21 protein-coding genes are annotated in these 23,549 nt (G+C 69.6%); 11 read left to right on the forward strand and 10 right to left on the reverse strand.

Features of this window, described 5'->3' with window-relative positions; genetic code table 11:
* Window positions 1–108: 108 nt before the first annotated feature.
* Window positions 109–645, forward strand: coding sequence for a Uma2 family endonuclease (locus AB0H36_RS16625; RefSeq protein ID WP_360523044.1), 537 nt, complete (start codon window positions 109–111; stop codon window positions 643–645).
* Here AB0H36_RS16625 and AB0H36_RS16630 read toward each other — a convergent pair.
* From AB0H36_RS16630 to AB0H36_RS16645, 4 genes are all read right to left on the reverse strand, one after another.
* On the reverse strand, window positions 642–3,866 hold the full coding sequence (locus tag AB0H36_RS16630) for an ATP-dependent DNA helicase (RefSeq protein ID WP_360523047.1): 3,225 nt from the start codon (window positions 3,864–3,866) through the stop codon (window positions 642–644). The genes AB0H36_RS16625 and AB0H36_RS16630 overlap by 4 nt on opposite strands.
* Window positions 3,866–7,099, reverse strand: a complete 3,234-nt coding sequence (locus tag AB0H36_RS16635; protein WP_360523050.1) for an ATP-dependent DNA helicase — start codon at window positions 7,097–7,099, stop codon at window positions 3,866–3,868. The genes AB0H36_RS16630 and AB0H36_RS16635 overlap by 1 nt, the downstream gene beginning before the upstream one ends.
* Window positions 7,100–7,295: 196 nt before the next feature.
* The gene (locus AB0H36_RS16640) at window positions 7,296–7,592 is read right to left on the reverse strand and encodes an MGMT family protein (protein ID WP_360523053.1); all 297 of its coding nucleotides are present in this window, start codon (window positions 7,590–7,592) and stop codon (window positions 7,296–7,298) included.
* 30 nt (window positions 7,593–7,622) lie between these two features.
* Window positions 7,623–8,462 (reverse strand): TIGR03560 family F420-dependent LLM class oxidoreductase, encoded by an 840-nt coding sequence (locus AB0H36_RS16645; RefSeq protein ID WP_360523056.1) that lies wholly within the window; start codon window positions 8,460–8,462, stop codon window positions 7,623–7,625.
* A gap of 158 nt (window positions 8,463–8,620) precedes the next feature.
* On the opposite strand from AB0H36_RS16645, the gene AB0H36_RS16650 reads away from it, so the two are divergent.
* Window positions 8,621–9,628, forward strand: a complete 1,008-nt coding sequence (locus AB0H36_RS16650; protein WP_360523059.1) for a hypothetical protein — start codon at window positions 8,621–8,623, stop codon at window positions 9,626–9,628.
* On the opposite strand, the gene AB0H36_RS16655 is transcribed toward AB0H36_RS16650, so the two are convergent.
* Complete coding sequence (locus tag AB0H36_RS16655; RefSeq protein ID WP_360523062.1) at window positions 9,625–9,981, reverse strand: hypothetical protein; 357 nt, start codon at window positions 9,979–9,981, stop codon at window positions 9,625–9,627. The genes AB0H36_RS16650 and AB0H36_RS16655 overlap by 4 nt on opposite strands.
* Window positions 9,982–10,002: 21 nt before the next feature.
* On the reverse strand, window positions 10,003–10,269 hold the full coding sequence (locus AB0H36_RS16660; RefSeq protein WP_360523065.1) for a DUF2277 domain-containing protein: 267 nt from the start codon (window positions 10,267–10,269) through the stop codon (window positions 10,003–10,005).
* Between the two features lie 84 nt (window positions 10,270–10,353).
* On the opposite strand from AB0H36_RS16660, the gene AB0H36_RS16665 reads away from it, so the two are divergent.
* Together AB0H36_RS16665 and AB0H36_RS16670 are read left to right on the forward strand one after the other, a co-directional pair.
* Window positions 10,354–10,992, forward strand: coding sequence for a TetR/AcrR family transcriptional regulator (locus AB0H36_RS16665; protein WP_360523068.1), 639 nt, complete (start codon window positions 10,354–10,356; stop codon window positions 10,990–10,992).
* Between the two features lie 2 nt (window positions 10,993–10,994).
* Window positions 10,995–11,774: a maleylpyruvate isomerase family mycothiol-dependent enzyme gene (locus AB0H36_RS16670; protein WP_360523071.1), complete on the forward strand. Its 780-nt coding sequence runs from the start codon at window positions 10,995–10,997 to the stop codon at window positions 11,772–11,774.
* On the opposite strand, the gene moeZ is transcribed toward AB0H36_RS16670, so the two are convergent.
* The 3 genes from moeZ to AB0H36_RS16685 all read right to left on the reverse strand — a co-directional run bounded on the left by moeZ (window position 11,771) and on the right by AB0H36_RS16685 (window position 16,977).
* Window positions 11,771–12,961: an adenylyltransferase/sulfurtransferase MoeZ gene (gene moeZ, locus AB0H36_RS16675; protein WP_360523074.1), complete on the reverse strand. Its 1,191-nt coding sequence runs from the start codon at window positions 12,959–12,961 to the stop codon at window positions 11,771–11,773. The genes AB0H36_RS16670 and moeZ overlap by 4 nt on opposite strands.
* A 234-nt stretch (window positions 12,962–13,195) precedes the next feature.
* Window positions 13,196–15,826 (reverse strand): Calx-beta domain-containing protein, encoded by a 2,631-nt coding sequence (locus AB0H36_RS16680; RefSeq protein WP_360523077.1) that lies wholly within the window; start codon window positions 15,824–15,826, stop codon window positions 13,196–13,198.
* Window positions 15,827–16,059: 233 nt separating this feature from the next.
* Entirely contained in the window at window positions 16,060–16,977 is a 918-nt protein-coding gene (locus AB0H36_RS16685) for an alpha/beta hydrolase (RefSeq protein WP_360523080.1), read from the reverse strand.
* A 121-nt stretch (window positions 16,978–17,098) separates the two neighbouring features.
* On the opposite strand from AB0H36_RS16685, the gene ligD reads away from it, so the two are divergent.
* The 5 genes from ligD to AB0H36_RS16710 all read left to right on the forward strand — a co-directional run bounded on the left by ligD (window position 17,099) and on the right by AB0H36_RS16710 (window position 19,824).
* Window positions 17,099–18,025, forward strand: coding sequence for a non-homologous end-joining DNA ligase (gene ligD, locus AB0H36_RS16690; protein WP_360523083.1), 927 nt, complete (start codon window positions 17,099–17,101; stop codon window positions 18,023–18,025).
* Between the two features lie 41 nt (window positions 18,026–18,066).
* Window positions 18,067–18,273 carry a hypothetical protein gene (locus tag AB0H36_RS16695; protein ID WP_360523086.1) on the forward strand — a complete coding sequence of 69 codons (207 nt, stop codon included), beginning with the start codon at window positions 18,067–18,069 and terminating at the stop codon, window positions 18,271–18,273.
* 153 nt (window positions 18,274–18,426) lie between these two features.
* Entirely contained in the window at window positions 18,427–19,056 is a 630-nt protein-coding gene (locus AB0H36_RS16700) for a TetR/AcrR family transcriptional regulator (RefSeq protein ID WP_360523089.1), read from the forward strand.
* A 120-nt stretch (window positions 19,057–19,176) separates the two neighbouring features.
* Entirely contained in the window at window positions 19,177–19,404 is a 228-nt protein-coding gene (locus AB0H36_RS16705; RefSeq protein WP_132326680.1) for a DUF3107 domain-containing protein, read from the forward strand.
* A gap of 144 nt (window positions 19,405–19,548) precedes the next feature.
* The gene (locus AB0H36_RS16710; RefSeq protein ID WP_360523093.1) at window positions 19,549–19,824 is read left to right on the forward strand and encodes a GlsB/YeaQ/YmgE family stress response membrane protein; all 276 of its coding nucleotides are present in this window, start codon (window positions 19,549–19,551) and stop codon (window positions 19,822–19,824) included.
* Window positions 19,825–19,876: 52 nt separating this feature from the next.
* Here AB0H36_RS16710 and AB0H36_RS16715 read toward each other — a convergent pair whose 3' ends face one another.
* A complete protein-coding gene (locus tag AB0H36_RS16715) occupies window positions 19,877–20,557 on the reverse strand; it encodes a ferritin-like fold-containing protein (protein ID WP_360523096.1) in 681 nt (226 codons plus the stop codon).
* A 317-nt stretch (window positions 20,558–20,874) separates the two neighbouring features.
* Between AB0H36_RS16715 and AB0H36_RS16720 the strand changes: the two genes are divergently transcribed.
* On the forward strand, window positions 20,875–22,539 hold the full coding sequence (locus tag AB0H36_RS16720; protein ID WP_360523099.1) for a DEAD/DEAH box helicase: 1,665 nt from the start codon (window positions 20,875–20,877) through the stop codon (window positions 22,537–22,539).
* A gap of 101 nt (window positions 22,540–22,640) precedes the next feature.
* Window positions 22,641–23,549, forward strand: coding sequence for a DUF4349 domain-containing protein (locus AB0H36_RS16725; protein WP_360523102.1), 909 nt, complete (start codon window positions 22,641–22,643; stop codon window positions 23,547–23,549).

Genomic DNA, 23,549 nt, shown 5'->3' on the forward strand with positions numbered 1-23,549 from the left:
CCGGGGCAGATACCGGGCAACCAGGGGCAGATCGCCGATTTGGCACCGACCACCCACGGACACCCACCATGCTGGTCGAGTGACCGAGAAGGAGGCACCATTGTGTCCGTGGAAACACATGAGCCGGGAACGTTCACCTTGGCCGATCTCGAAGATCTTCCCGACGACGGGAAGCGGTACGAACTGGTTGACGGAGTGTTGCTGGTGACACCTGCACCACTGCCGATCTATCAGCTTGCTGTTGTCGAGCTGACGGTCCTGCTCCGGCAAAGCTGCCCGGATGACCAGCGGGTGTTCGTTGCGCCACTGGACTTCCAGCCCACATCTCGCCGTTCCCTCCAGCCGGACGTGCTTGTCTGCCGCCGGGTGGACGTCGGTCCGAAGGCGATCGAGAAGCCACTGCTCCTTGCCGTCGAGATCCTCTCGCCGGCCACCCGCTCGACGGACCTCGTCCTCAAGCGGAGCCTCTACGAGGAGGCCGGCGTGACCTCGTACTGGATCTTCGATCCGGCCAAGGTAGAGCTCACCGTGCTCGAACTGGTCAATGGCGCCTATGACGAGCGAGCCGTGGTCACCGGCAAGGACGCGTTCGACGCCGAGCTTCCCTTCCCGGTGCGGATCGTCCCCGCGGACCTGGTGGACTAGCCGTTCAGGAGGGTGGTCAAGGCTTGTTTGTCGGGGAGGTTTGGGGGGCGGATTATGTCGCCGGTTCGGACGTAGTAGAAGGCGGCGGTTACTTGGTGGAGGGGGATGTTGTGGAGCTCGGACCAGGCGACTCGGTAAATGGCTAGTTGGAGGGGGTCGGCGGTTTCGGTGCGGGTGGTTTTCCAGTCGATGACCTCGTAGCCGCGGGAGCCGTCGGGGCGGACGACCTGGTAGACGGCGTCGATGCGGCCGCGGACGACGCGGCCGGCGATGGCGAGGGCGAACGGGGCCTCGATCTCGTACGGCGTGGTCTCACCGAACGGGCCGGTGCGGAAGGCGTCCATCAGGTCGGTGAGGTCGGTGTCGTCGACGATGTCCTCGTCCGCGGCGCCCGGCAGGTCGTCGGGATCGAGCAGCAGCTGCTGGCCGAAGTAGCTCTCCACCCAGGCGTGGAAGCGGGTGCCGAACCGCGCCGCCCGGTTGGGTTTGCGCGGCATCGGCCGGGCCAGCTCGGAGGCGAGCCCGTCCGGGTCCTTCGCCAGCCGCATCACCTGGGTCGCCGACAACGCGGTCGGCAGCTCCACGTCGTACGCCTTCCGGCTCCGGCTTACCCTTGCCTCGGACAACAATCGCTCGATCTCGGCGTCCCAGCGCGCGACCGTCGCCTGCTCGTCCAGCAGCAACGACTCCTCGGCCTCCAGCGACGGACCCTCCGAGCGCGCCAACTGCACCAGCGCCACTCCGTCCAGCCTGCGCTGATACGCCTCGGCGTCGTACGGCGCCGGCCACGGCGCCTGCGTCTGCTCGGCGAGCTCCGGGTTCTCCTCGGTCAGCTCCGGCTGCTCGGCCCACGCGACGACCCGCTCCCCCGCGTGCTTCTTCAGCAGCTCGAGGTACGACGACGGGCCGCGCGGCCGCTTCTGCGTCGGCCCCCACCAGTGACCGGTCGCGACCAGGATCTCCTTGGCGCGCGTGAAAGCGACGTACCCGAGCCGGCGTTCCTCCAGCGCGTTCACGTCCTTGCACTCGTCCGCGAACGCCTTCAGCCCGGCGTTGGACAGGTCGTGGAAGTCGGGCAACGTGTCCGCGTCACCGCGCAACGGCCACGGCAGCACCTTCGCGTTCGTCGTCCACTTGTCCCGGCCGCGATCCGACGGGAACACCTTCTGCACCAGCGTCGGCACGAACACGATCGGCCACTCCAGCCCCTTCGACCGGTGCGTGGTCAGCAACTTCACCGAGTCGGCCTCACTCGGTACGGCGAGATCGAGGCCGGCGGCGTACTCCTCCTCGGCCGCCAGGTACGCCAGCAGGCCGTCCAGCGACCCGTCCGACTCGGTCGACACGAAGTTGCCGACGGCATCCATGAACGCGGCCAGGTGGTCCCGGCGCCCGGAGTCGACGTGGTCGGGTGTCGCGGTGAGCTCGACGTCCAGGCCGATCGTGCTGATCACCCGGCGCACGAGGTCGAGCAGAGGCTCCGCCGCGTGCGCACGCAACTCGCGGAGCTCGGTGGACAGCTCCTTGAACCGGACCAGCGCCTCCGGTGCGTACGGCAGCGGACCCGGATCGTCGACCGCTTCAGCGAGCGAGATCACCTCGGTCGAGTCCATCCCGGCGACCGCGGCATCGAGTGCGGCGACGAGGTCGTCCGCGTCCGGTCGGTCACCGGAGTCGGCGAGCGCGCGGGACCGGTTCGCGAGCAGGGCGAGGTCGCGGTGACCGATCCGGTACCGCGGACCGGTAAGGATTCGCAGCATCGCGGCGTTCGCCGTCAGGTCGTTCACCGCTTGCAGGGTGGCGACGACGTCGACGACCTCGGGCAGTGCAAGGAGGCCGCCCAGGCCGACGACCTCGACCGGGACCTTGCGGGCGATCAGGGCTTCGTGGACTGCGCTGAGGTCGACGTTCGTGCGCATCAGGATGCCGATGTCCTTCCACCGGCGGTTCGGCGTCCGGTGCGCGGCGACGATCGCGTCCGCGACCCACTCGATCTCCTGCGAGCGCGTCTCGAACAGGCCGACCGTGATCGCACCTTCCGGCGCATTCTCGGGCGCTTCGAGCGGGATCACCCCGGGGTGCTGTTCGTAGAGCTCGGCCGCGTGCTGGTTGGCCGCGGCAAGGATCCGGCTGCCGCACCGCAGGTTGACGCTCAACACATAGCGCTGAGCCGGAGTGCCATCGGCCTGAGGGAAGTGTTCGGGGAACTCGTCCAGGTTGGCAACGGACGCGCCGCGCCACCCATAGATCGCCTGACACGGGTCACCGACCGCCGTCACGGGATGACCGCGACCGTCCGGCCCGGCGAACAGCGCAGTCAGCATCCGGCGCTGCGACACCGAGGTGTCCTGATACTCGTCGAGCAGCACGACCTTGTACCGCGACCGCTCGGCGACCGCGACCTCCGGGCACTCCTCCGCGAGCCGCGCACCGAGCGCCATCTGGTCCGCGAAGTCCACGACTCCACGCTCGGCCTTGTACGCCTGGTACTCCTCGACCAGTTGCAGGATCTCGCCGCGCTTCAACGCGGTCTCCCCGAGCTTGCGCACCTCGATCGTCTGCTTCCGCGCCGCCGCGACTTCCCGTCGTACTGCCTCGTCGTGCTCGCGTACGTCGTCCGCGCGCAGCAGGTGATCCGCGAGCTCACCGTCCAGCGCGAGCAAGCTGTTGACCAGCGTCGGCACGTGATGCGACGCGTGCCGGATCGGCCCGGCGGAGCGCCGTACGACGCGACCTGCAAGCTGGAACCTGGTCGCGTCGGCCAGCACGCGGGCGTCCGGCTCGAGCCCGAGCCGCAGACCGTGCTCGGCGATCAACGTGCCGGCGAACGCGTGGTACGTCGACACGACCGGCTCACCGGGCTCCTCCGGCTCCCAGTTCGGCACGTTGCTGCGCAGGTGCGCGGCGAGGATCGGGTGCTGGTCCTTCGGCAGCGTCGACCCGAGCACGCCGGCCTTCGTGAGGTCGTCGCGGATGCGCACATCCAGCTCGTTGGCAGCCTTCTTCGTGAACGTCAGCCCGAGCACTTCCTCCGGCTTCACCTGGCCGGTGCAGATCAGCCACACCACCCGGGCCGCCATCGCGGTCGTCTTCCCGGACCCGGCGCCCGCCACGATCACCCCGGGCGCCAACGGAGCCGTGATCGCCGCCAACTGCTGATCACTGAACGGAATCCCCAACAGGTCGCACAACTCAGCCGTCGTGTTCAGGTGAGCGCGCATCAGAGGATCTCTCGGCCTTCGGGTTGGATGGGGCAGAGCGGGCGGGCGTCGCAGCGGCTGCAGCCGTCGTTGCGTTTGGCGACGAACTCCTCGGAGCGCACCATCGCCGCGGCGTCGTCGACGGCCTCGTCGAGCCAGGTGCGGCCGTCCTCGTCGGACTCCAGCGGACCTTGGTGCTGGACCTTCGGGAACCCGCTGTCGTCGTGGCGCAGCTGAACCAGCTCCGCGCCGCCCGCGACCGGATCCTCACCGAGCTTCTGCAGCTGCCGAGACGCGATCGCGCGCTGGTAGATCGCCAGCTGCACGTGCCGCTCCAGCGCCGGCTTGGTCGGGATCGAGCGCCCGGTCTTCAGGTCGACCACCCGGATCGTGCCCTCGGAGTCCTCCTCGATCCGGTCCATCCGGCCCTTCACCCGGACGGCGGGCTTGTCGGTGTCCGGCAGCAGGACGTCGAAGTCGACCTCGGTCCCGACCAGCCGCCGGTCCGGCCGGCCCTTGTGCCACGCGACGAACCGCCGCAGCGCGTCCTCGGCCTCGACCCGCTCGCGGTCCGAGATCCACGTCGACTCGAACTCGAGCTGCGTCCACACCTTGTCGAGCCAGCCGTTCAACTCGTCCGAGTCCGGCGGCAGCGTCCCCGTCGCGACCGCGTCCGCCAACGTGTGCAACACCATGCCGAAGCCGATGGCCGACGTACTGGGTGTCTCGCCGCCTGCCCGGCGCTGCAGGAACCAGCGCAGCGGACAGTCCACGATCGTCGTCAGCGCACTCCCCGACAACGGCACCGGCTGGTCGGGGTCGGCGATCGGCTGCTCGGATCGAGTCCGCTCCCGCACGCCCCACCAGCGCGCCGGATCCGCCGTCGGCACCAGGGGCCGCTCGCGCTCGTCCACCGCATCCGCCAACTGCGCCAACCGATCAGCCGCGACACGACGCAGGGCAGGAGACGACGACGGATCCGCCAGCACGCACCGCAGATCCGCGACCAGACCGTGCAACGACAGCGGTCGCCGCGGCCGTCCCGCGACCAGCTTCAAAGGAATGTCCAGCTCGGCCAGCAACCGCGACGGTTGATCCCCGTCCGCCTCCGGCGCCTGCACCGCCGTCACGATCAACCGCTCCCGGGCCCGCGTGATCGCGACGTAGAACAGCCGCCGCTCCTCCGCGAGCAGCGCACCCGCCGACAACGGATCCACCAGGCCGTCCGGCCCGAGCCGGTCCGGCTCCAGCAGCGACCCGCGCCGCCGCAGATCCGGCCACTGCCCTTCCTGCACACTCGCCACGACGACGAGCCGCCACTGCAGCCCCTTCGAGCGGTGTGCAGTCATCAGCTGCACGCCGGCCTCGCGATACGTCCCGTCGAACCGGTTGTCCCCGGCGATGTCCAGCGACTCGAGCTCCGAGAGGAACGCCGACACCCCCTTGAACCCGACCTGCTCCTCGGCCCGGCCGGCCGCGTCGAACAACGCGCACAACGAGTCCAGGTCCCGGTTGGCCGTCCGAGCCTGCTCACCACCTGAGTGCGCCTGCCCACGAAGCCGCCGCAACCACGGCGACTCCGACCACAGCGACCACATCACCTCGTCCGGCGCGGCGCCGGCGGTTACGATGTTCCTTGCCTTGAGCAACCGTTCGCCGAGGGCCACAAACCGGGCCTCGGCCGGCGACGACTGCTCGTCGAGCAGCAATGGATTCAGCAGCGCCTCCCGCAGCAGCTCGTCCGACGACCGCGGCAACCGCTGACCGCCCGCGGCCTCGCGATCCCGCCGCCGAAGCACCCGAGCCAACCGCCGCAACTGGCCCGCGTCCATCGCCCCCAACGGCGACAACGCCAGCGCCCGTACGACGTCCACCGTCAGCGTCGACGGATCCGCAACGGCCCGCAACGCCAGCAACATCGGACGTACGGCGGGCTCTCGCGACAACGGCAACTCGTCACCGGCCACGTCGACCGGGATCCCGGCCGCCGCGAGCGCGCGACGCAACGGCGGGATCGACCGACTGCCGGACCGCACCAGCACCGCCATCTCGTGCCAACCGACCCCGTCCTGCACATGGGCACGCCGGAGCAGGTCCGCGATGTGCTCGAGCTCTGCCCCGCTGGTCGAGTACAGGTTGGCCTCGACCTTGCCGGAGCCGTAGACACATCCACTCGCATCCGGGTTCCGGAAGCGCTCGAACGTGTCGCGGTCCAGCGTCCCCGGGACACCGAGTCGGCTGACGACGTTGCGGGAGACGCGCTGCAGCGTCGTACCGAACCGTCTGGTCGTGCCGAGCGCGATCTGGTCGGCTTCCGCGCCGGTCGCCGTACGGAACTCGTCGGTGAAGCGGAGCAGACCGCGGACGTCGGCGCCGCGGAAGGTGTAGATGGACTGGTCCGGGTCGCCGACCACGACCAGGTCGCCGCCGTCGCCCGCGATCGCCTGCAGCAGCTGGGTCTGACCGGGATCGGTGTCCTGGTACTCGTCGACGAAGACGGCCTTGAACTCGCTGCGCAGCTTGGCCTTCACCTGCGGTTGCTGCGCGAGGATCACGGCGCGGTGGATCAGCTCGGAGTAGTCGAGCACCTGCTCGTGGTCGAGGATCTGCAGGTACTCCTCGAAGAAGTCGCCGACCGCGACCCACTCGGCGCGCTCGGCGGACCGCCCGATCGCGGACAGGTCCTCGGGGTCGAGCCCGAGCTGCCGCGCCTTGCCGATGACCGCCTGCACCTCGTCGGTGAAACCGCGCGTCTTCAACGCCGGGTGCAAGCTGCTCGGCCAGTGCACCGCACCGACCTCGCGACTGCCCGACAGCGCCTCGGTCAACCGCAGCGACTGCTCCGGCCCGGACGGAAGCCGCAGTGGTACGTCGAACGCGTCAGCCGGCGTGAACCGGCGCAGCAACGCGTAGCAGAATGAGTGGAACGTCATCGACGGCATCAATCGCGTGGTCCGCCCGAGCCTGCCGGTGATGCGGTCGCGCAACTCGGTCGCCGCCTTCCGCCCGAACGTCAGCACCAGCACCTGGTCGGGACTCAGCCCGCGATTGCGCACCCGGTCGACGACTGCCTCGACCAACGTCGTCGTCTTCCCGGTCCCCGGCCCGGCCAGCACCAGCAACGGCCCGCCCGGATGATCCACCACGGCCTGCTGATCGGCATCCAGAACAGGAGCATCCGCGCTGCGTCCCTCCGCCCGGACCAACCTGTACCGCGTTGGATTCCGGGACCCCTGTCTGCTGACCACCGCCACATCCCATCAGAGCCCACCGACAATCCGCGGGGGCACACACCGCGTACGACGAACCTCGCCGGACTGCGGACAACTTCCGGTCCGTTCGCGGCATCAAGTGGTGCGTAAGACCGGCACCCTCAACGGCCGGTCGGGCATCGGCGGTGCGAGGTCCGGGGCGGGGCCGGCGCACCGCCGGTGCCGTCACCCGGTGCCGTCATTCCCCGGGATCCCAGCGCACCTGGCGCAGGTTGACCCGGCCGTTCGTGACGCGTACGCCGTCCGAGCGCAGCCGGTGCAGTTGCTCGTCACCGACCTCGTCGGCCGGCACACCGCTGGCCCGGATCACCCGCCACCATGGCACGCTGCCGCCGTACTCGCGCATGATCGCGCCGACCTGGCGCGGCCCGCCCTGACCGACGAACTCGGCGATGTCGCCGTACGTCGCCACGCTGCCCGGCGGGATCGACTCCACGGCGCGCAGCACCGCCTCGACGTACTCCTCCCTGTCCACGGCCCCAACCTAGCGGCAACCGCCGACAGCTCAGGCCAGTGGCGCCAGCGCCTTCGCGAGCGGCTCCACGACCGACGGCGGCGCGTCGAGCGGGAGGTTCATCACGACCAGGTCGACACCTGCTTCGCCGTACGCCGCTGCCTGCGCGACCGCTGCGTCGAGGGGCTGGTCGGGCTCGATCCGGACGTTGACCGAGCAGGTGATCTCGTTGACGTCGCGGCCGACGTCGGCGCAATGCTGGACGAGGATGTCCTTGAGCGGCTTCCACTCCTCCGGGCTCGGCACGATGACGTTCCAGTGCTGGGCCCAGCGGGCGACCGCGCGCAGGGTCCGCTTCGGCCCCTTGCCACCGATGGCGATCGGCGGGTGCGGGGTCTGCACGCCCTTCGGCTCGCAGTACGCGTCGGTGAGCTTGATGTACTGGCCGTCGAAGTTCGCTACCTTCTCGGTGAGCAGCGCGATGATCGCCTGCACGCCCTCGTCGAACCGGTCGAAGCGCTCCTTCAGCCCGTACAGGTCGATGCCGTACGCCGCGGTCTCCATCTCGTTCCAGCCGGCGCCGAGGCCGAGCTCGAGCCGGCCGCCGGAGATGATGTCGGTGGTCGCGGCCATGTTCGCCGTGACCGCGGGATGGCGGTAGATCATGCCGTTCACCTGGCACCCGATCCGGATCCGGTGCGTCGCCTGGGCGAGCGCGGCCAGCGTGGTCCAGGCCTCGAGGTTCGGGCCGGCCATGTCGCCGCTCAGCGGGTAGAAGTGGTCCCAGTGCCACGCGGACTCGAAGATCTCGAAGTCGTCCGCGGCGATCCACACGTCCCGCATCTGCTGCCAGGTGGTGTGCTCCGGCCTCGTCTTGATCGCGAACCGCATGACCGCCTCCTAGGTAACCGTTTGCCCGCCGCGACCGACCTTACCCCCTCGACCGAACCCGCACGAGCTGCCCGAAAAGGCAGGGCACGCCGGGCTCGTCCGCCGCGCCGGGCCGCGGACCGGAAGACTTGGAACAGGTCTGGGGCAAAGGGGTTGGCATGGCGAGGTACCTCCCGCGTGAGCTGATCGAGGACACCTTCTGGGTGCGACTGCCGCCACCCGCGCGCAGCATGATCCTGTTCGGCCTGCTGTTCGCGTTCGCAGCCCTGCTCGGCATCGCCGGCTCGGACGGGACCAGTGCGAGCGCCACGTTCGTGACCAGCGTGCCGTGGACGATCTGGCGCGTCGTCGCCGGTGCGGCTCTGGTCGTCTTCGTCGTACTGACCATCCAGGCGATCCGCGTCCTGCAGCACCCGGCCAACTGGGGCATGTACCCGAGCCGCGAGCGCAGCTGGCGCTATCTGATCAGCGCGGCCGTCGGCGCTGCCGCGGTGACCGCCTACCGGCTGCTCTTCCCGGAGGTCAGCCCGGACCTGCCCATTCAGGGATTGCACCTGCGCACGGGCATCGTGCTCGTGACCGGCCTGCTCGCCAGCATTCCGTGGCTGACCATCGTGTGGCTCGCGCACGCCGAGTGCCACGACCTCGGCAAGGACAGCTACCGGCGGTCCGGTGACGCGTTCCGGACCCTCATGGACGAGTCGAACGGCGACCCGGCGCACCTCCGCCCGGCCGTCGAACGACTACTGCGGTTGTGGCAACTGCTGGTGCTGTGCGTCGGCGCGTTCACCGTCGGCGTGGTCGCCGCGGTCGCGACCTCAGGTGCGTTGCGCGGTGCGTTCGTGGCAGCACATCCGGACCGGGCCGGCGAGTTCCCGCCGTCCAACGTCCTGCTGTACGGCGGGATGTTCGCGCTCGGTCTCGCGGTGATCGCCGTACCGATGGCGCTGGCCTGGCGGACGCGCGCCGAGGAGCTCCTCGATCACGCGTGCCCGTTGCCGGAGGACGGCCGACCGACCGAGGAGTGGATGGAGGAACGGCACCGGATCGAGCACCTGCTGCACCTGGACATCTCGATCCTGCGCAACCCGCTGACCATTCTGAGCGTCATCGCGCCGTTGCTGATCAGCGCACTGGCCGCGTTCCTGCCACAGCTGGCCGGCTAGCCGCCGCACATCGGCACGACCGGGCGGCCTTCCTGGAAGGCGGTGACGACGGCGAAGGCCTCGAAGATCAGCGCGGCCGTCGCGGTGCCGAACAGGACGATCACGATGAGCTGGCGGTTGTGCCGGAACCAGCGCAGCAGCAGGAAGAGCGCGACCGCACCGACGGCCAGGCCGGCAAAGCCCAGGACGTACGCCGACGTCGGCAACGGGATCGTGCCGTCGCAGCTGTCCTGCCGCCGGCGGATCAGCTCGGCCTGCGCGTTGGTGTTGATCGTCGACAGCAGCACACCGGCGACCAGCACCCCGAACACCACCGCCTGCCGGTGCCGACCGGCCGGCGGCGCCTCCCCCATGAGCCCGCCCCCCGGTCGGGCTCAGTCGAGCCCGAGCCGGGCCCGCACCTCGGGCCGGCGCAGCGGCGGCACGGTCTGCGGCGGGTTCCGGCGCTGCGGCATCTCGGCCAGCAGTTGCTCGGTGATCCGCGCGACCTCGGTCGCAGCGCGCTCGATCGGCTCCCGGGTGGCCCCGCTCAGCGAGCCGACGCCGGTCACCTTGCGCACGTACTGCAACGCGGCCGCGTAGATCTCCTCAGAGGTCGCGGCCGGCTCGAGTCCCCTCAGGACGGTGATGTTTCTGCACATGTCACGACAGTACGTGGCCACGCGGACCAAACGATGTCCTACAGGCTATTGACTTCCCTAATACCTTTAGGTTTTCCTCAGTGCATGAGCACTACTTCCGGACTGGACCGCCGGACCCGCCGCCGCCAGGAGACCATCGAGGAGATCCTGGCGGTCGCCATCACGCTGATGGAGACCGAGGGCGTCGCGGCGCTCAGCCTGTCCGCAGTGGCCCGGCAGCTCGGCATGCAGCCGCCGTCGCTCTACCAGTACTTCCCGTCCAAGATGGCGATCTACGACGCGCTCTTCCAACGCGGCAACGAGCAGCTGCGGGACGCCTACCGGGCCGCCTACGCGTCCGCGAACACCGACGAGCCACTCGAGGTCGGACTGGTCACCGCCACTGCGTTCTGCCGCTGGTGCCTGGACCACCAGGTGTACGCCCAGCTGCTGTTCTGGCGGACGATCCCCGGCTTCGAGCCGAGCCCGGAGGCGTTCGCGCCGGCCCAGGAGTCGATCCAGGACCTGCGGGACTACCTGCAGTTGATGGTGGACGCCGGCCGCCTCCGGCCCGAGGTGGCGAGCGAGGAGGGTGTGGCGCTCTACACCTCGATGCTGGCCGGCTTGCTCTCGCAGCAGATCGCGAACCAGCCGGACGCGTCCTTCGAGGACGGGCGGTTCATTCGGCTGCTGCCCGTCGTACTCGAGATGTTCTATCAGCGGTATGCACCGACCAGGGGGTAGTCATGACTGCAGTACTCGCGGGGGAGATCGGCCGAGCCGGCCGGGAACGGTGCCGAGTGCACCGGGACGCCGAGCTCGAGGCGTGGCACGAGCTATTGGCGTCGATCGAGGGGTCCGAGTGGCACCGCCGTACGGTGTGTGACGAATGGGACGTCGCGGATATCGCCGGGCACCTGATCGGCCAGGCGGAGGACGTGAACACGCCGTGGTCGTTCCCGCGCCGGTTCCGCAAGGCGAAGCGCGTGTACCCGGACAAGCCGCGGTTCGACGCGCACATGATGGTCCAGGCCGACGAGCACCGGGGTACGCCACCGGCCGAACTGCGGGCGTTGTTCGACAAGGTGTGGGCGAAGGCGACGCGGAAGATCTCGCGCAATCCGGAGCTGTTCCGGCGGATCAGCATGAACGTCGAGGGCCTTCCGATGGCCCTCGGGTACATCCAGGACATCCTGCTCGCGCGGGACCTGTGGATGCACCGCGACGACATGTGCCAGGCGCTCGGGCGGCCGTTCGACGCCGGGCCGTACGCCGACGAGGTGATCGCACAGGTGGTGTACGACGTGGACACGCTGCCGTTCTGGGGTGAGCGGCCGAGTGTTGTGCTGGAGCTCACCGGCCAGGGCGGCGGGACCTACCGGCTGGGGAGGGACGAGCCGGTCGGCCGCGCCGCCGTGGACGCGGTGAGCTACATGCGAACGCTGTCGGGCCGCGACGACAACCCAGTCGTCACCGGCGACCCCTTGGCCGCCGAGGCGGTCGCAACCTGCCGCATGCCTTTCTAGTAGGCAGGCTGGCTCGGGTCGATCTGGTCGACCCAGGCGACCACACCGCCACCGACGTGGACGGCGTCGGCGAAGCCGGCGCCCTTCGCGATGGCGAGGACCTCGGCCGAGCGGACGCCGGACTTGCAGTGGAAGACCAGCTGCTTGTCGTGCGGCAGCTTCTCCAGCGCGACGCCGGTCTGGAACTCCGCCTTCGGAATCAGCACCGAGCCCGGGATCCGGTTGATCTCGTACTCGTTCTGCTCCCGGACGTCGATCAGCACGAACTCCTTCTCGCCGTTGTCCTTCAGCTTGATCCACTCGCTCAGCTGCTTGACGGAGATGGTCGAGCCGACGGCCGCGTCGGCCGCCTCCTCGGTCAGCGCGCCGCAGAAGCTCTCGTAGTCGATCAGCTCGGTGACGGTCGGGTTCTCACCGCAGATCGCGCAGTTCGGGTCCTTGCGGACCTTCAGGGCGCGCCAGTTCAGGTCGAGCGCCTCGTAGATGTTCAGCCGGCCCAGCGACGGGTCGCCGATGCCGGTGAGCAGCTTGATCGCCTCGGTCACCTGCGCGGCGCCGACGGACGCGCACAGCACGCCCAGCACGCCGCCCTCGGCGCAGGACGGGACCATGCCCGGTGGCGGCGGCTCGGGGTAGAGGCAGCGGTAGCACGGGCCGTGCTCGGCCCAGAAGACGCTGACCTGGCCGTCGAAGCGGAAGATCGAGCCCCAGACGTACGGCTTGCCGAGCAGCACCGCGGCGTCGTTCACCAGGTACCGGGTGGCGAAGTTGTCGGTGCCGTCGACGATCAGGTCGTACTGCTCGAAGATCCCGAACACGTTGTCGTTGTCCAGGCGCTCCTCGTGCAGGACCACGTTCGTGTACGGGTTGGCCTCGAGAATCGACTCCTTGGCCGACTGCGCCTTGGACTTCCCGACGTCGGACTGGCCGTGGATGATCTGGCGCTGCAGGTTCGACTCGTCGACGGTGTCGAACTCGACGATGCCGAGGGTGCCGACCCCGGCCGCGGCCAGGTAGAGCAGCGCCGGGCTGCCCAGGCCGCCGGCACCGATCACCAGCACCTTCGCGTTCTTCAGCCGCTTCTGCCCGGCCATCCCCACCTCGGGGATGATCAGGTGCCGCGAGTACCGGCGAACCTCGTCGATGGTCAGCTCGTCAGCCGGTTCGACCAGCGGTGGCAATGACACGTTGTCGGCTCCTCGTGAACGATGTAAGTCAGGCTCTCCGGTTTTCAACCATCCGTCCCACCTCCATGTTCCCGCACATCCCCAAGCACCCCGGCCCGGGTCCGTATCGCGGGACCGATGTCTCACGGTGGGATGCGGACCTGCAGGCCATCACAACGCGCCCGATGTGAGCGGCGCCACGCTCGGCAGCAGCTCGCGGGCTCGATTGGTGTGGCCTGCAGGTCCGCCCCCACCTCAGTCGTTGTCGGTGATGGCGCCCTTCAGCGTGAGCGGGAGCCTGATTTCGGCTTCCTCGACCGCGGTGACCTGGATGGTGAAGGTCTCGGCGGGTTCTTTCAGCTTGTCGTCGACCAGGCGGACGACGAGCTCACCGGTGGTCCGACCGGGCTCCACATATCCGTTGACGCCGCGGTCGGGTGGGTCCTCGCCGTGGTCGTGCTCGCCGATGTAGTCCTTCCGGATCACCGCCGTGCCGTCCTTCAGCTGGCCCAGGACGTTGACGTACTTGTCACTGGGCGCGGACAGCGTGACCGGGAACCGCACAGCGCCCGCCTTCTCCGACGCCGTCCCGTTCCCGATCGTCAGGGTCGGCGTGGCGTCGTCGTCGAGCACCAGCCCGTGACCGAACGACTGGTTCAGCAACCCGTTCCGGGGCGCCGACAGCACCAGGCTGAACGGCAGGTCGTAGCTGTCCCGCGTGTTCCCGGCGACCGGCACGCTCACCTTCTGTCGCACCTGCCCCGGCTTGAACACCAGCTGCCGCGCGACATCCCCGACGGCCGTCCCCAGGTCCCCGTTGGTCTCGACGTACACGCTCACCGGGCGGATGCTCGGGCGCGACATCGTCACCCAGAAGTCCATCGACTTCGTGCCCTTGTCGCCCTCCTTCACCGTCACGCTCGACGCGGACAACTGCGGCAGCAACCGCGCCGGCGCCGACAGCCCCACCCCAGGCGACGAGAACGCGACATCGCTCACGTACGCCGACCCGCTGGCCACCCGATCCGTCCGCAACTCCACCGCACGGACGTCCCGCAGGTTCACACCGCTCAGCGATCCCACTGGGATCCGCACGGTCCGCAGCAGGTTCTTCGGCAGCCCACTGCCGTCACTCCCCGGCATCCGCACCAGCGCATCACTCACACTGGAGACCGGTACGGCGGCCGCCCGGCCCTTCCCGTCGACCACACGCACACTCAGATCGGTCCGAGGCGCACCAACCGGGTCCGGAGCCGCACGGAACGACAGTGCGGCAAAGGGCCGTACGTCACGCTGCCAAGCGGGCAGGTTGAGTCGCAGGACCCCGTCCTTCCCCGTCCACTTCAGCTTGGTGACCGCAGTGGTGGGTGTGCGTGCGGCGTACCAGGAAGCGACCCAGTGCGGCGCGTTGGCCCAGTCGTCGGTCGTCATGCACGTCGCGGCCGCGGCAGCCCGACCGGACGGCTCGCTAAGCCCCGCACACACCTCGGCCGACGCCTTGCCAGTGACCGCGCCGGCCGGCAGCGCCTTGTCGAGCGCGTTCACGTCCCGCCGCGACACCAGCGGTGCCTGCGACACCACCCGTACGACGGCCCGGCCCGCCGACGCCGCCCGCGAGTCAGACCCGTCGAACTGCGGCAGGAACTGCTTCTCGTGCCCAAGCTGCAACCGGAAGAAGCCCGCGACGTACGCCGTACCGACTGCCTGCTGCTCCTTGGCCGCCAGCCGACCCGCGTACTTCGCGCCGCACGGCGACTCCTTCTCCTCGCCGAACCAGTCGTCACCCGACGGCGCCTCGGACTGCCCCGGAGTCCACTCGGTGTTGAAGAAGTTGTGGTTCGCACCGAGCACGGTCACTGTCGACCGGGGTGCGGTGTCGCCGCTGACGGAGTAGCGCGTGTCGTCGTAGAACTTCTGCCCCTGCAGGTCAGCGACATCACCGTCGCAGTACGGCAGCAGCACGCTCATCGCCACACCCGGCACGGTCGCCCGCGCGAAGTCGGTCGGCGCCAGCGGCAGCACCGCGCGGATGCCGTACTGCCCACCGCGATCAGCATTCAGTACGGCGGCCCGCGCGACGCCCTCGCCACCCCGCGAGTGGCCCATCAGACCGACGTTCTGCAGGTTCACCTTGCCGACGAACTGACGTCCGAACGGTCCACCGCCGGTCGTCGACCACTTCTTCCACAACGCCAGGTGATCCAGGATCAGCTCGGCCCGCGCCTGCGCACCCGAGTCGTAGACGTCACCGTCGTACGCGTTCACGGCGTTCGCGCTGATCGACACGACCTGGTAGCCGTTGCTCGCGAGCGCCGCTGCCGGACCGTCGTACCCACGGAAGCTCGGCACCGCCTTCATGCCGGCCGGGCACGGCCACGGCTTCTCCGGCTGTTCGACGTCCTCGCCGTAGCAGTACTGGTGCCTGCCGTGCAGGAAGACCACCAGCGGCCGCGGCCCGACCGCACCACGCGGCGAGTACACCTTCCCGCGCATCTCGGCCCGCTGCTTGATTCCCGGCAGGTAGACGGCCTCGTCGCCGAGGTCGTACTCGGCCGTGTCGACCTGATACTTGCCCGAAGCACCGGGATCGTCCTTCAGCAGCGGCCCCTGCTTCGCTTTCAGCCAGTCGGCGTCGGTCGGCCCAGCCACCTGGCCGCGGTTCCGGCCGGCGCTCTTGCCGAGGTCACCCGACCAGACCAGGCGTACGTCGCGCGCCTTGAGCACAGCCGGATCAGTCGTGACCAGGGTCAGCGTCCGCTGGTCCGGCGACTGCCTCGCCACACCGACCGGTGTGCCGTTCACGGCCAGCAGCGGCAGCGACGCGCGCATCGGCGCCGGCGCTTCGAGGCGCAAGGTGAGCCGGTAACCCCCGGCCACCGGCTGCACGTCCCAATTGTTGCCAGTAGCAACTGATGATGGCGGAAGTTGTGGTGCGGCGTGCGCCTGCAGCGCCCCCACACCCAGTAGTGCGACCATCCCCAGCGACAGGCTTCTGATGAGTCTGCCCGTTACCCGCACAGTGGTCCTCTCGTTCGACGAACTCGATGTTCGTCCGACTTCATGGGCGAGAGGAAAGTTGATCCGACCAGGCGCTCAACCGTGTCTCAGTACGACCACAGCTAGGACTCGATCAACTGGCGGAACGCGCGCTCGACCTGAGGCGCGTGCTCCATCTGGGCTACGTGCCCGGACTGCGGGATGTAGAGCGACCGCGCGTTCCGGAAGCTGCGCTGGGCCTTGGTCCGGATCCGCGGGTCGACCAGGCGGTCCTTGCCTCCGTACACCAGCAGCACCGGGCACTCGACCTGGGCCGCGACGGCCCAAAGCGACCGGTGCGGCAGGGCGACCGACGAGCGCAGGATGCTCCGGGCGCCCTCGACCATCGCCTGCATCCCCCACGGGTCGCCGTCGCGGCGGCGCAACTCGGCCTCGTACGCCGCCCGCACCTCGGCCGGCAGCATCCGCGGCTCACCGAACACCATCGCCAGCGACGCCCGGAACCGGCGGTCGAACGGAAGCCGCCGGGTCCGCTCCAGCACCACCCGGCCGAGCCGCGGGGTCGCGACCGCGGTGAACCACAGCGCACTGGCGGAGACCCGCGGATGTGGCAGCGCGGGCGATATCAGGGTGAGCGACGCGACCAGGTCGGGCCGGCGCGCGGCCAGCGCCACCGACGACGCTCCGCCCATCGAGTTGCCGAACAGGTGCACCGGTTGGCCGCACTCGCGCTCGATCAACTCGATCAGAACTTCGACCTGCCCGTGGATCCCAGCAGCCCCGGCAAGCGGCGTACGGCCGAAGCCGGGGAGGTCCGGTGCGATGCCGCGCACGGAGTCGCTGAGCCGCAGCCCGAGCTCGGTCCAGTTCAGCGATGATCCGCCGAGGCCGTGCACGAAGAGCGCGGGCGGGAGGTCCGCCGCGACCCCAGGGACCTCTCGGACCAGGAGATCCACCCCTGCGACCGGCACCTGCCGGGCCGGCCACTCCTGCGCGCCGAGCGGCACGCCGCTTTCGGTTACTGACGCGTAACTCTCCACGAGTCCCATGGTAAGACCCCTAGGTCCGGGACACTCCAGGCAGGACGCAGTACCAGCAACCGCCCCAGCCCACGAGGAAGAAGCACACGTTAGGACGGGTTGCGGGTGGAGACTGGGAGGCATGGCAGCCGCAGCGCAGCAACTGACGACCGAGGTCGATGGGCAGACGATGAAGCTCACCAACCTCGGAAAGGTGCTGTACCCGCAGACCGGCTTCACCAAGGCCGAGGTGATCGACTACTACCACCAGGTCGCCACGCTGCTGCTGCCACACCTGTCCGACCGTCCACTGACCCGTAAGCGGTGGCCTGACGGCACGGAGGCGGCGTACTTCTTCGAGAAGAACGCTCCCCGCGGTACGCCGGCCTGGGTGCGGACCGTCACACTGCCGACGCCCGGCAGCTCGACCGGGCGCGACGAGGCCGAGTTCGTGGTGGCTGACGACGTACAGACGGTGGTGTGGCTGGCCAACCTCGCGGCACTCGAGCTGCACGTGCCGCAATGGCGGATCGGCCTGTCGGACCACGGCAAGGATCCGCAGGCCGACCTGATCGTGTTCGACCTCGACCCGGGGCCGGGAGCCACGATCGTCGAGTGCTGCGACGTGGCGCTCGCCCTGCGGGAGCTGCTCAGCCACTTCGGGCTGGAGGGATGGCCGAAGACGTCCGGCAATAAGGGCATGCATCTGTACGTGCCGATCGAGCCGGCGCCGTCGAAGCAGACCAGCGCGTTCGCCAAGCAGCTCGCGGAGCAGCTGGCCGAGGCACTGCCGGAGAACGTGACCGCCAACATGACCAAGGCGCTCCGGCCCGGCAAGGTGTTCATCGACTGGAGCCAGAACGCCAGCGCCAAGACCACCCTGGCGCCGTACTCGCTGCGCGGCTCCGACGAGCCGCGGGTGTCCACGCCGATCGACTGGGACGAGGTGGCCTCGGCGACCAGCCCGGAGGAGCTCAGGTTCCTCCCGCACGAGGTGCTGGCCCGGATCGAGGAGTACGGCGACGTCCTGGACGGCATGTACGACGACCCGAAGCCCCTCCCGCAGTAACTGTTCGTGACCGCCGTTCCACCGAGAGGAGACTGAGTCGCATGACCAGCGAGACCGACTACGAGGGTCCCGGCTTCGACAGCGTCCCCGATGACGCGCCCGAGGCCGACGTGCTGGAGCAACGCCAGAGCTCAACCGTGGTGGACGACCACTCCGGAGAGTCCGGGGCGCCGATCGAGGCCGACCCGGCCGATGTGGACGAGCAGCGCCGGGAGATCGGCGACGAGGACGAGGACGACTACCGCTGAGCGTGGATCAGTACGCCGGAAGGACGCGCAGTACCACGATGGAACCCCCATCGGCGGGGAAGCTACTGGCCGGAAGGACTGCTGGGTAGGATTCGGGGAACGACCCGGCGGTCGAGCCCGAGCCGCCGGTGCCGCACCACCGAAGGAGCCGACGTGTCGACGACACCCGAGACCGCGCCGAAGCGCGGTAGCCGCCTGCCGCGGCTGGCCCGCCGTGCGCAGCTGCTCGAGGCCGCCCAGGAAGTCTTCGTCGCCAACGGCTACCACGCCGCCGCGATGGACGACATCGCAGACCGCGCCGGCGTCTCCAAGCCGGTGCTCTACCAGCACTTCCCCGGCAAGCTGGAGCTGTACCTGGCGCTGCTGGACACGTCCTGCGACGCGATCGTCGCCTCGGTCCGGGACGCGCTGAAGTCGACCGACGACAACAAGCAGCGGGTCGCGGCCACCATGCACGCGTTCTACGAGTACGTGGCGAACGCGCAGGGCGCCTTCCGGCTGGTGTTCGAGTCGGACCTGACCAACGAGCCGGCCGTGCGGGAGCGGGTCGACCGGGTCACCCACACCTGCGCCGAGGCGGTGTCCGAGGTGATCAGCGCGGACGCCGGCCTGAACCGGGAGCAGTCGATGGTGCTGGCCGTCAGCCTGGTCGGCATGGCCCAGGTGAGCGCCCGTTACTGGCTGGCCGCGGACACCCCGTCGCTGACCCAGGACAACGCCGCCAACCTGGTCGCGTCCCTGGCCTGGCGCGGTATCGGCGGTTTCCCGCGCACCGAAGGCTGACCGCTCGGCCGCCGTACCCGTTCTGCTCTCGGCGGACGGGTGAGAGCTGGCGGCGTGCAGCGGATAGGCTCGAACAGTCACCGGCGAGAGCCGCCGGTCGGAACGTGCCCGGAGGGTTTCGTGGAGGTCAAGATCGGCGTGCAGCACGCCAATCGTGAATTGGTGCTGGAGAGCGAGCAGAGCCCGGACGAGGTGCAGCAGGCCGTCGCCGACGCGCTCAGCGGCAAGTCCGGCCTGTTGCAGCTGACCGACGACAAGGGCCGCCGGGTGATCGTGCCCGCCGACCGGCTCGCGTACGTCGAGATCGGTGAGGTGTCGATCCGCAAGGTCGGCTTCGGCGCGATCTGATCCCGGTCCGGACACAGTCGCGCGTGTCCCGGTTGCGGAGTGCCGTGCAATGGGCACGATGGCGGTAGACCTGCGTTGCGGTGGTCTGGTTTGGTCACGGGGCACCGGACAGGGCGCAGGTCAGCCATCCCTCAAGGAGGAACCGTGTACTGGGTCTGGATGATCATCGTCAGCCTCATCGCGGGCATCATCTTCGGGCCGCTGGCCCGCTTGGTGCTCCCCGGCAAGCAGAACATCAGCCTCGGCTGGACCATCCTGGGCGGCGGCATCGGCGCCTTCCTGGGTGGCCTGATCGCCTACTTCCTCGGCGTCAAGGACACCAGCGGCCCGGACTGGATCCAGTACCTGATCCAGATCGTCTGCGCCGCGATCGTGATCGCGGTCATCTCCGCCCGCAACAGCAAACCATCAGCCGCCTGACGCACTCTCCCAACGGCCGCCGCCCTTCAAGGGCAGGCGGCCGTTGCCGTGCTCAGGCCTGGAGGCCCAGGGCGGTCATTCGGGCGGTGTGGGCTTCGGTGAGGCGGGTGAACATCCGGCCGATCGCGGCCAGGTCCAGCCCTGGGCGGTCGACGCTGCCGGCCAGCAGCGCGGCCAGCGAGTCGCGGTCGGCGGCGATCCGCTGCGCCTGACTGAGGGCCTCGCCGACCAGGCGGCGTCCCCACAGCGCCAGCCGGCCACCGAGCTTCGGGTCCTCTTCGATCGCGGCCCGGACCCGGTCCACCACGAACTCGGCCTGCCCGGAGTCGGCGAACACCTCGAGCACCAGGGACCGGGTCTCCGCGTCCACGAACGAAGCGATCTCGCGGTAGAAGTCGTTCGCGAGGCCGTCTCCGACGTACGCCTTGACCAGGCCCTCGAGCCAGTCCGACGGGGCGGTGTGGTCGTGGAACGCGTCCAGCGGGGTGACGAACGGCCGCATCGCCTCCATCGGGTCCACCCCGAGCGCGACCAGCCGGTCCCGCAGCCGCTGGAAGTGGCCGAACTCGGTCGTCGCCAGCGCGGCGAGCTCCGCCTTGTCGTTCAGCGTCGGCGCCAGCTTGGCGTCCTCGGCCATCCGCTCGAAGGCGATCAGCTCGCCGTACGCGAGCACTCCCAGCAGATCCACCGCCGCGGCCCGGTAGGCGGGATCATCAAAGGCCGTCTGCTCCATGCCCGGCACCTTATCTGTCCACCGCCGCGAGTGGCGCAAACCACACGAAGCGGCGTTGACAGCTTCAGCAGTTACACTGGTGGGCGATTCGCCGGTGACGCGCCCAGATGGGCAAGCTGGTGCGAGGTGCTTGCACAGTGTCCCCGCGCCTCACGACGGGGCTGCAGAGCCCCAGGCGCCCGGCCACTGATGCAACTGTCCGCACAAGCATGTGAGAGGCGATCAGCCTGACCACCTTCCGAGAGCTCGGGGTGCTGCCCGAGATCTGTGACGCGCTCGACCGCGTCAACATCGTGGAGCCGTTTCCGATCCAGGAAATGACGCTCCCTGTCGCCCTGATGGGCACCGACCTGATCGGCCAGGCCCGGACCGGGACCGGTAAGACGCTCGGCTTCGGCATCCCGCTGCTGCAGCGCACCATCTCCCCCGGTGAGGCCGACTACGAGGAACTCGCCGCGCCCGGCAAGCCGCAGGCGCTGGTCGTCACCCCGACCCGCGAGCTGACCATCCAGGTCGCCAAGGACCTGACCACCGCATCCACCGTCCGGACCGTCCGGGTGCTGACCGTGTACGGCGGGGTCGCGTACGAGCCACAGCTGGACGCGCTCAAGACCGGTGTCGACGTGGTCGTCGGCACCCCGGGCCGCCTGCTGGACCTGGCGAACCGCGGTGTGCTCGACCTGAGCCACATCAAGGTGCTGGTGCTGGACGAGGCCGACGAGATGCTCGACCTCGGCTTCCTGCCCGACGTCGAACGCATCCTGCGCAAGACTCCCGAGCTGCGCCAGACGATGTTGTTCTCGGCAACGATGCCGTCGGCCGTGATCGGCCTGGCGCGCACCCACATGCGGCACCCGCTGAACATCCGGGCGGAGTCGCACGAGGACACCCAGATGGTGCCGACCACGGCCCAGTTCGTCTACCGCGCGCACGACCTGGACAAGCCCGAGGTGGTGGCCCGGATCCTGCAGGCCGAGGACCGCGGCCGGGTGATGATCTTCTGCAAGACCAAGCGCGAGGCGTCCCGGCTGACCGACGACCTGCAGGACCGCGGCTTCAAGGCGGCCGCGATCCACGGCGACCTGAACCAGCAGGCCCGGGAGCGGGCGCTGACCCGGTTCCGCGGCGACAAGATCGACGTCCTGGTCTGCACCGACGTCGCCGCCCGCGGGATCGACGTCGAGGGTGTCACCCACGTCATCAACAACACCTGCCCCGAGGACGAGAAGACCTACATCCACCGGATCGGCCGGACCGGCCGGGCCGGGGCGAGCGGGATCGCGATCACCTTCGTCGACTGGCCGGACGTGACCCGGTGGAAGACGATCAACAAGGCGCTCGACCTGCCGTACGACGAGCCGCAGGAGATCTACTCGACGTCGCCGGAGCTCTACCACGACCTGGGCATCCCGCACGAGGCCAAGGGCCGGATCCGACAGGCTCGCGAGGCTCGCGAGCCGCGGGAGGACAAGCCGCGGCGCCGTACCGAGGAGAGCGGCGAGCGGGCGGCGGCGCGCAAGCGCACCCGGACGCGGAAGCGCACTCGCTCGGGGCAGCCGGTCGAGGGCGACGAGAAGTCCGAGGCCGACGTCACCGCCAAGACCCAGGTGCCGCCGACCGAGGAGTCGTCGACCGAGGCCGCCGAGGCGCCGCGCGAGCGCAAGCCCCGCAAGCGCACCCGGACCCGGAAGACCGCGGAGGCGCCGGCCGAGGTTGCCGACGAGGTCGTGTCTGAGGTTGCCGACGAGGTCGTGGCCGAGGCTGCCGCCGAGGTGGTTGCGGACGAGCCGGCCGAGAAGCCGGTCAAGCGCACCCGGAGCCGCACTCGCAAGACCGCGGCCGCCAAGGCCGAGGCCCCGACTACCGAAGCACCGACTGCTGAGGCACCCGCTGCCGACGCGCCGGCTGCTGAGGCACCCGCCGCTGAGCTGCCCGCCCCTGGGACCAGCCCGACCCTGCCGACCTTCACCGCTCCGGAGTGACCTGCCCGTCGCCCGACCGTGGCTGAACGGTGATCTGAGCCTGCAACACCCTGCCCCTCGGTGGCCGTCCTAGCGGTAACCACGAGAGAGGGGCATGGGTGATGAGGCGGATCAAGACTGCCGCGGCCGGGGTGGCATTGCTGGGGATGGTGCTGCTGGCAGGGTGCTCCGGCGAGAGCGGCAACAGCGAGGCCGGAACTGCTGCACCCGCTGACCGGCAGGACACCGGCTCCAACGAGTCGGCCAACGGCAACGCGTCAGGCACTGCACCACAGGGGCAGGACAAGGCGGCAGCTCAGCCGACGCTGACCCGGGCGATCATCAAGACCGGGTCGCTGACGATCGAGGCCGAGGACGTCGACGCCCAGCGGCAGCAGGCGATCACGGTGATCTCGGGGCTCAAGGGCCAGGTCGCCTCCGAGGACACCGGCAGCGACGACGACGGCAAGATCACCCGGGCGAACCTGGTCCTGAAGGTGCCGACCGCGTCGTACGAGACCGCGATCCAGCGGCTGTCCGAGCTCGGCAAGCGGATGCAGATCCACCAGGAGTCGAGCGACGTCACCGAGCAGGTGGTCGACGTGGAGAGCCGGATCGCCTCCCAGCGCGCCAGCCTGGAGCGGATGCGCACCCTGCTCACCAAGGCCAACACGATCGGCGAGATCGTCTCCGTGGAGACCGAGCTGACCCGGCGCGAGGCCGACCTCGAGTCCCTGCTGGCCAAGCAGAAGAACCTCGCCCTGCAGACCGAGCTCGCCACGCTCGCGCTCACCCTGACGGCCAAGGGCGAGCCGCCGGTGCCGACCGACCCGGATCGTGGCTTCGTGGCCGGGCTGAAGGGCGGTTGGGACGCGTTCGCCGCGGCGTTCGCCTTCCTGGCGACGGCACTTGGCGCACTTCTGCCGTTCCTGGTGCTGATCGCGCTGATCGCCGTACCGCTGTGGAAGTTCCGGAACCGGGTCCGGCGGCAGCCGGCGCCGGACAGCGGGCCGTCCGTCAGCGGGCCGTAG

The organism is Kribbella sp. NPDC050820 (assembly GCF_040653975.1).
Lineage (GTDB): Bacteria > Actinomycetota > Actinomycetes > Propionibacteriales > Kribbellaceae > Kribbella.

Coding starts and splice junctions, on each gene's coding strand:
- AB0H36_RS16630 (WP_360523047.1), bottom strand. CDS start 3,866: ATGCGCGCTCACCTGAACACGACGGCTGAGTTGTGCGACCTGTTGGGG.
- AB0H36_RS16645 (WP_360523056.1), bottom strand. CDS start 8,462: ATGCGGTTCGCGATCAAGACGAGGCCGGAGCACACCACCTGGCAGCAG.
- AB0H36_RS16650 (WP_360523059.1), top strand. CDS start 8,621: ATGGCGAGGTACCTCCCGCGTGAGCTGATCGAGGACACCTTCTGGGTG.
- AB0H36_RS16655 (WP_360523062.1), bottom strand. CDS start 9,981: ATGGGGGAGGCGCCGCCGGCCGGTCGGCACCGGCAGGCGGTGGTGTTC.
- AB0H36_RS16660 (WP_360523065.1), bottom strand. CDS start 10,269: ATGTGCAGAAACATCACCGTCCTGAGGGGACTCGAGCCGGCCGCGACC.
- AB0H36_RS16665 (WP_360523068.1), top strand. CDS start 10,354: ATGAGCACTACTTCCGGACTGGACCGCCGGACCCGCCGCCGCCAGGAG.
- AB0H36_RS16670 (WP_360523071.1), top strand. CDS start 10,995: ATGACTGCAGTACTCGCGGGGGAGATCGGCCGAGCCGGCCGGGAACGG.
- ligD (WP_360523083.1), top strand. CDS start 17,099: ATGGCAGCCGCAGCGCAGCAACTGACGACCGAGGTCGATGGGCAGACG.
- AB0H36_RS16695 (WP_360523086.1), top strand. CDS start 18,067: ATGACCAGCGAGACCGACTACGAGGGTCCCGGCTTCGACAGCGTCCCC.
- AB0H36_RS16715 (WP_360523096.1), bottom strand. CDS start 20,557: ATGGAGCAGACGGCCTTTGATGATCCCGCCTACCGGGCCGCGGCGGTG.
- AB0H36_RS16720 (WP_360523099.1), top strand. CDS start 20,875: ATGACGCTCCCTGTCGCCCTGATGGGCACCGACCTGATCGGCCAGGCC.
- AB0H36_RS16725 (WP_360523102.1), top strand. CDS start 22,641: ATGAGGCGGATCAAGACTGCCGCGGCCGGGGTGGCATTGCTGGGGATG.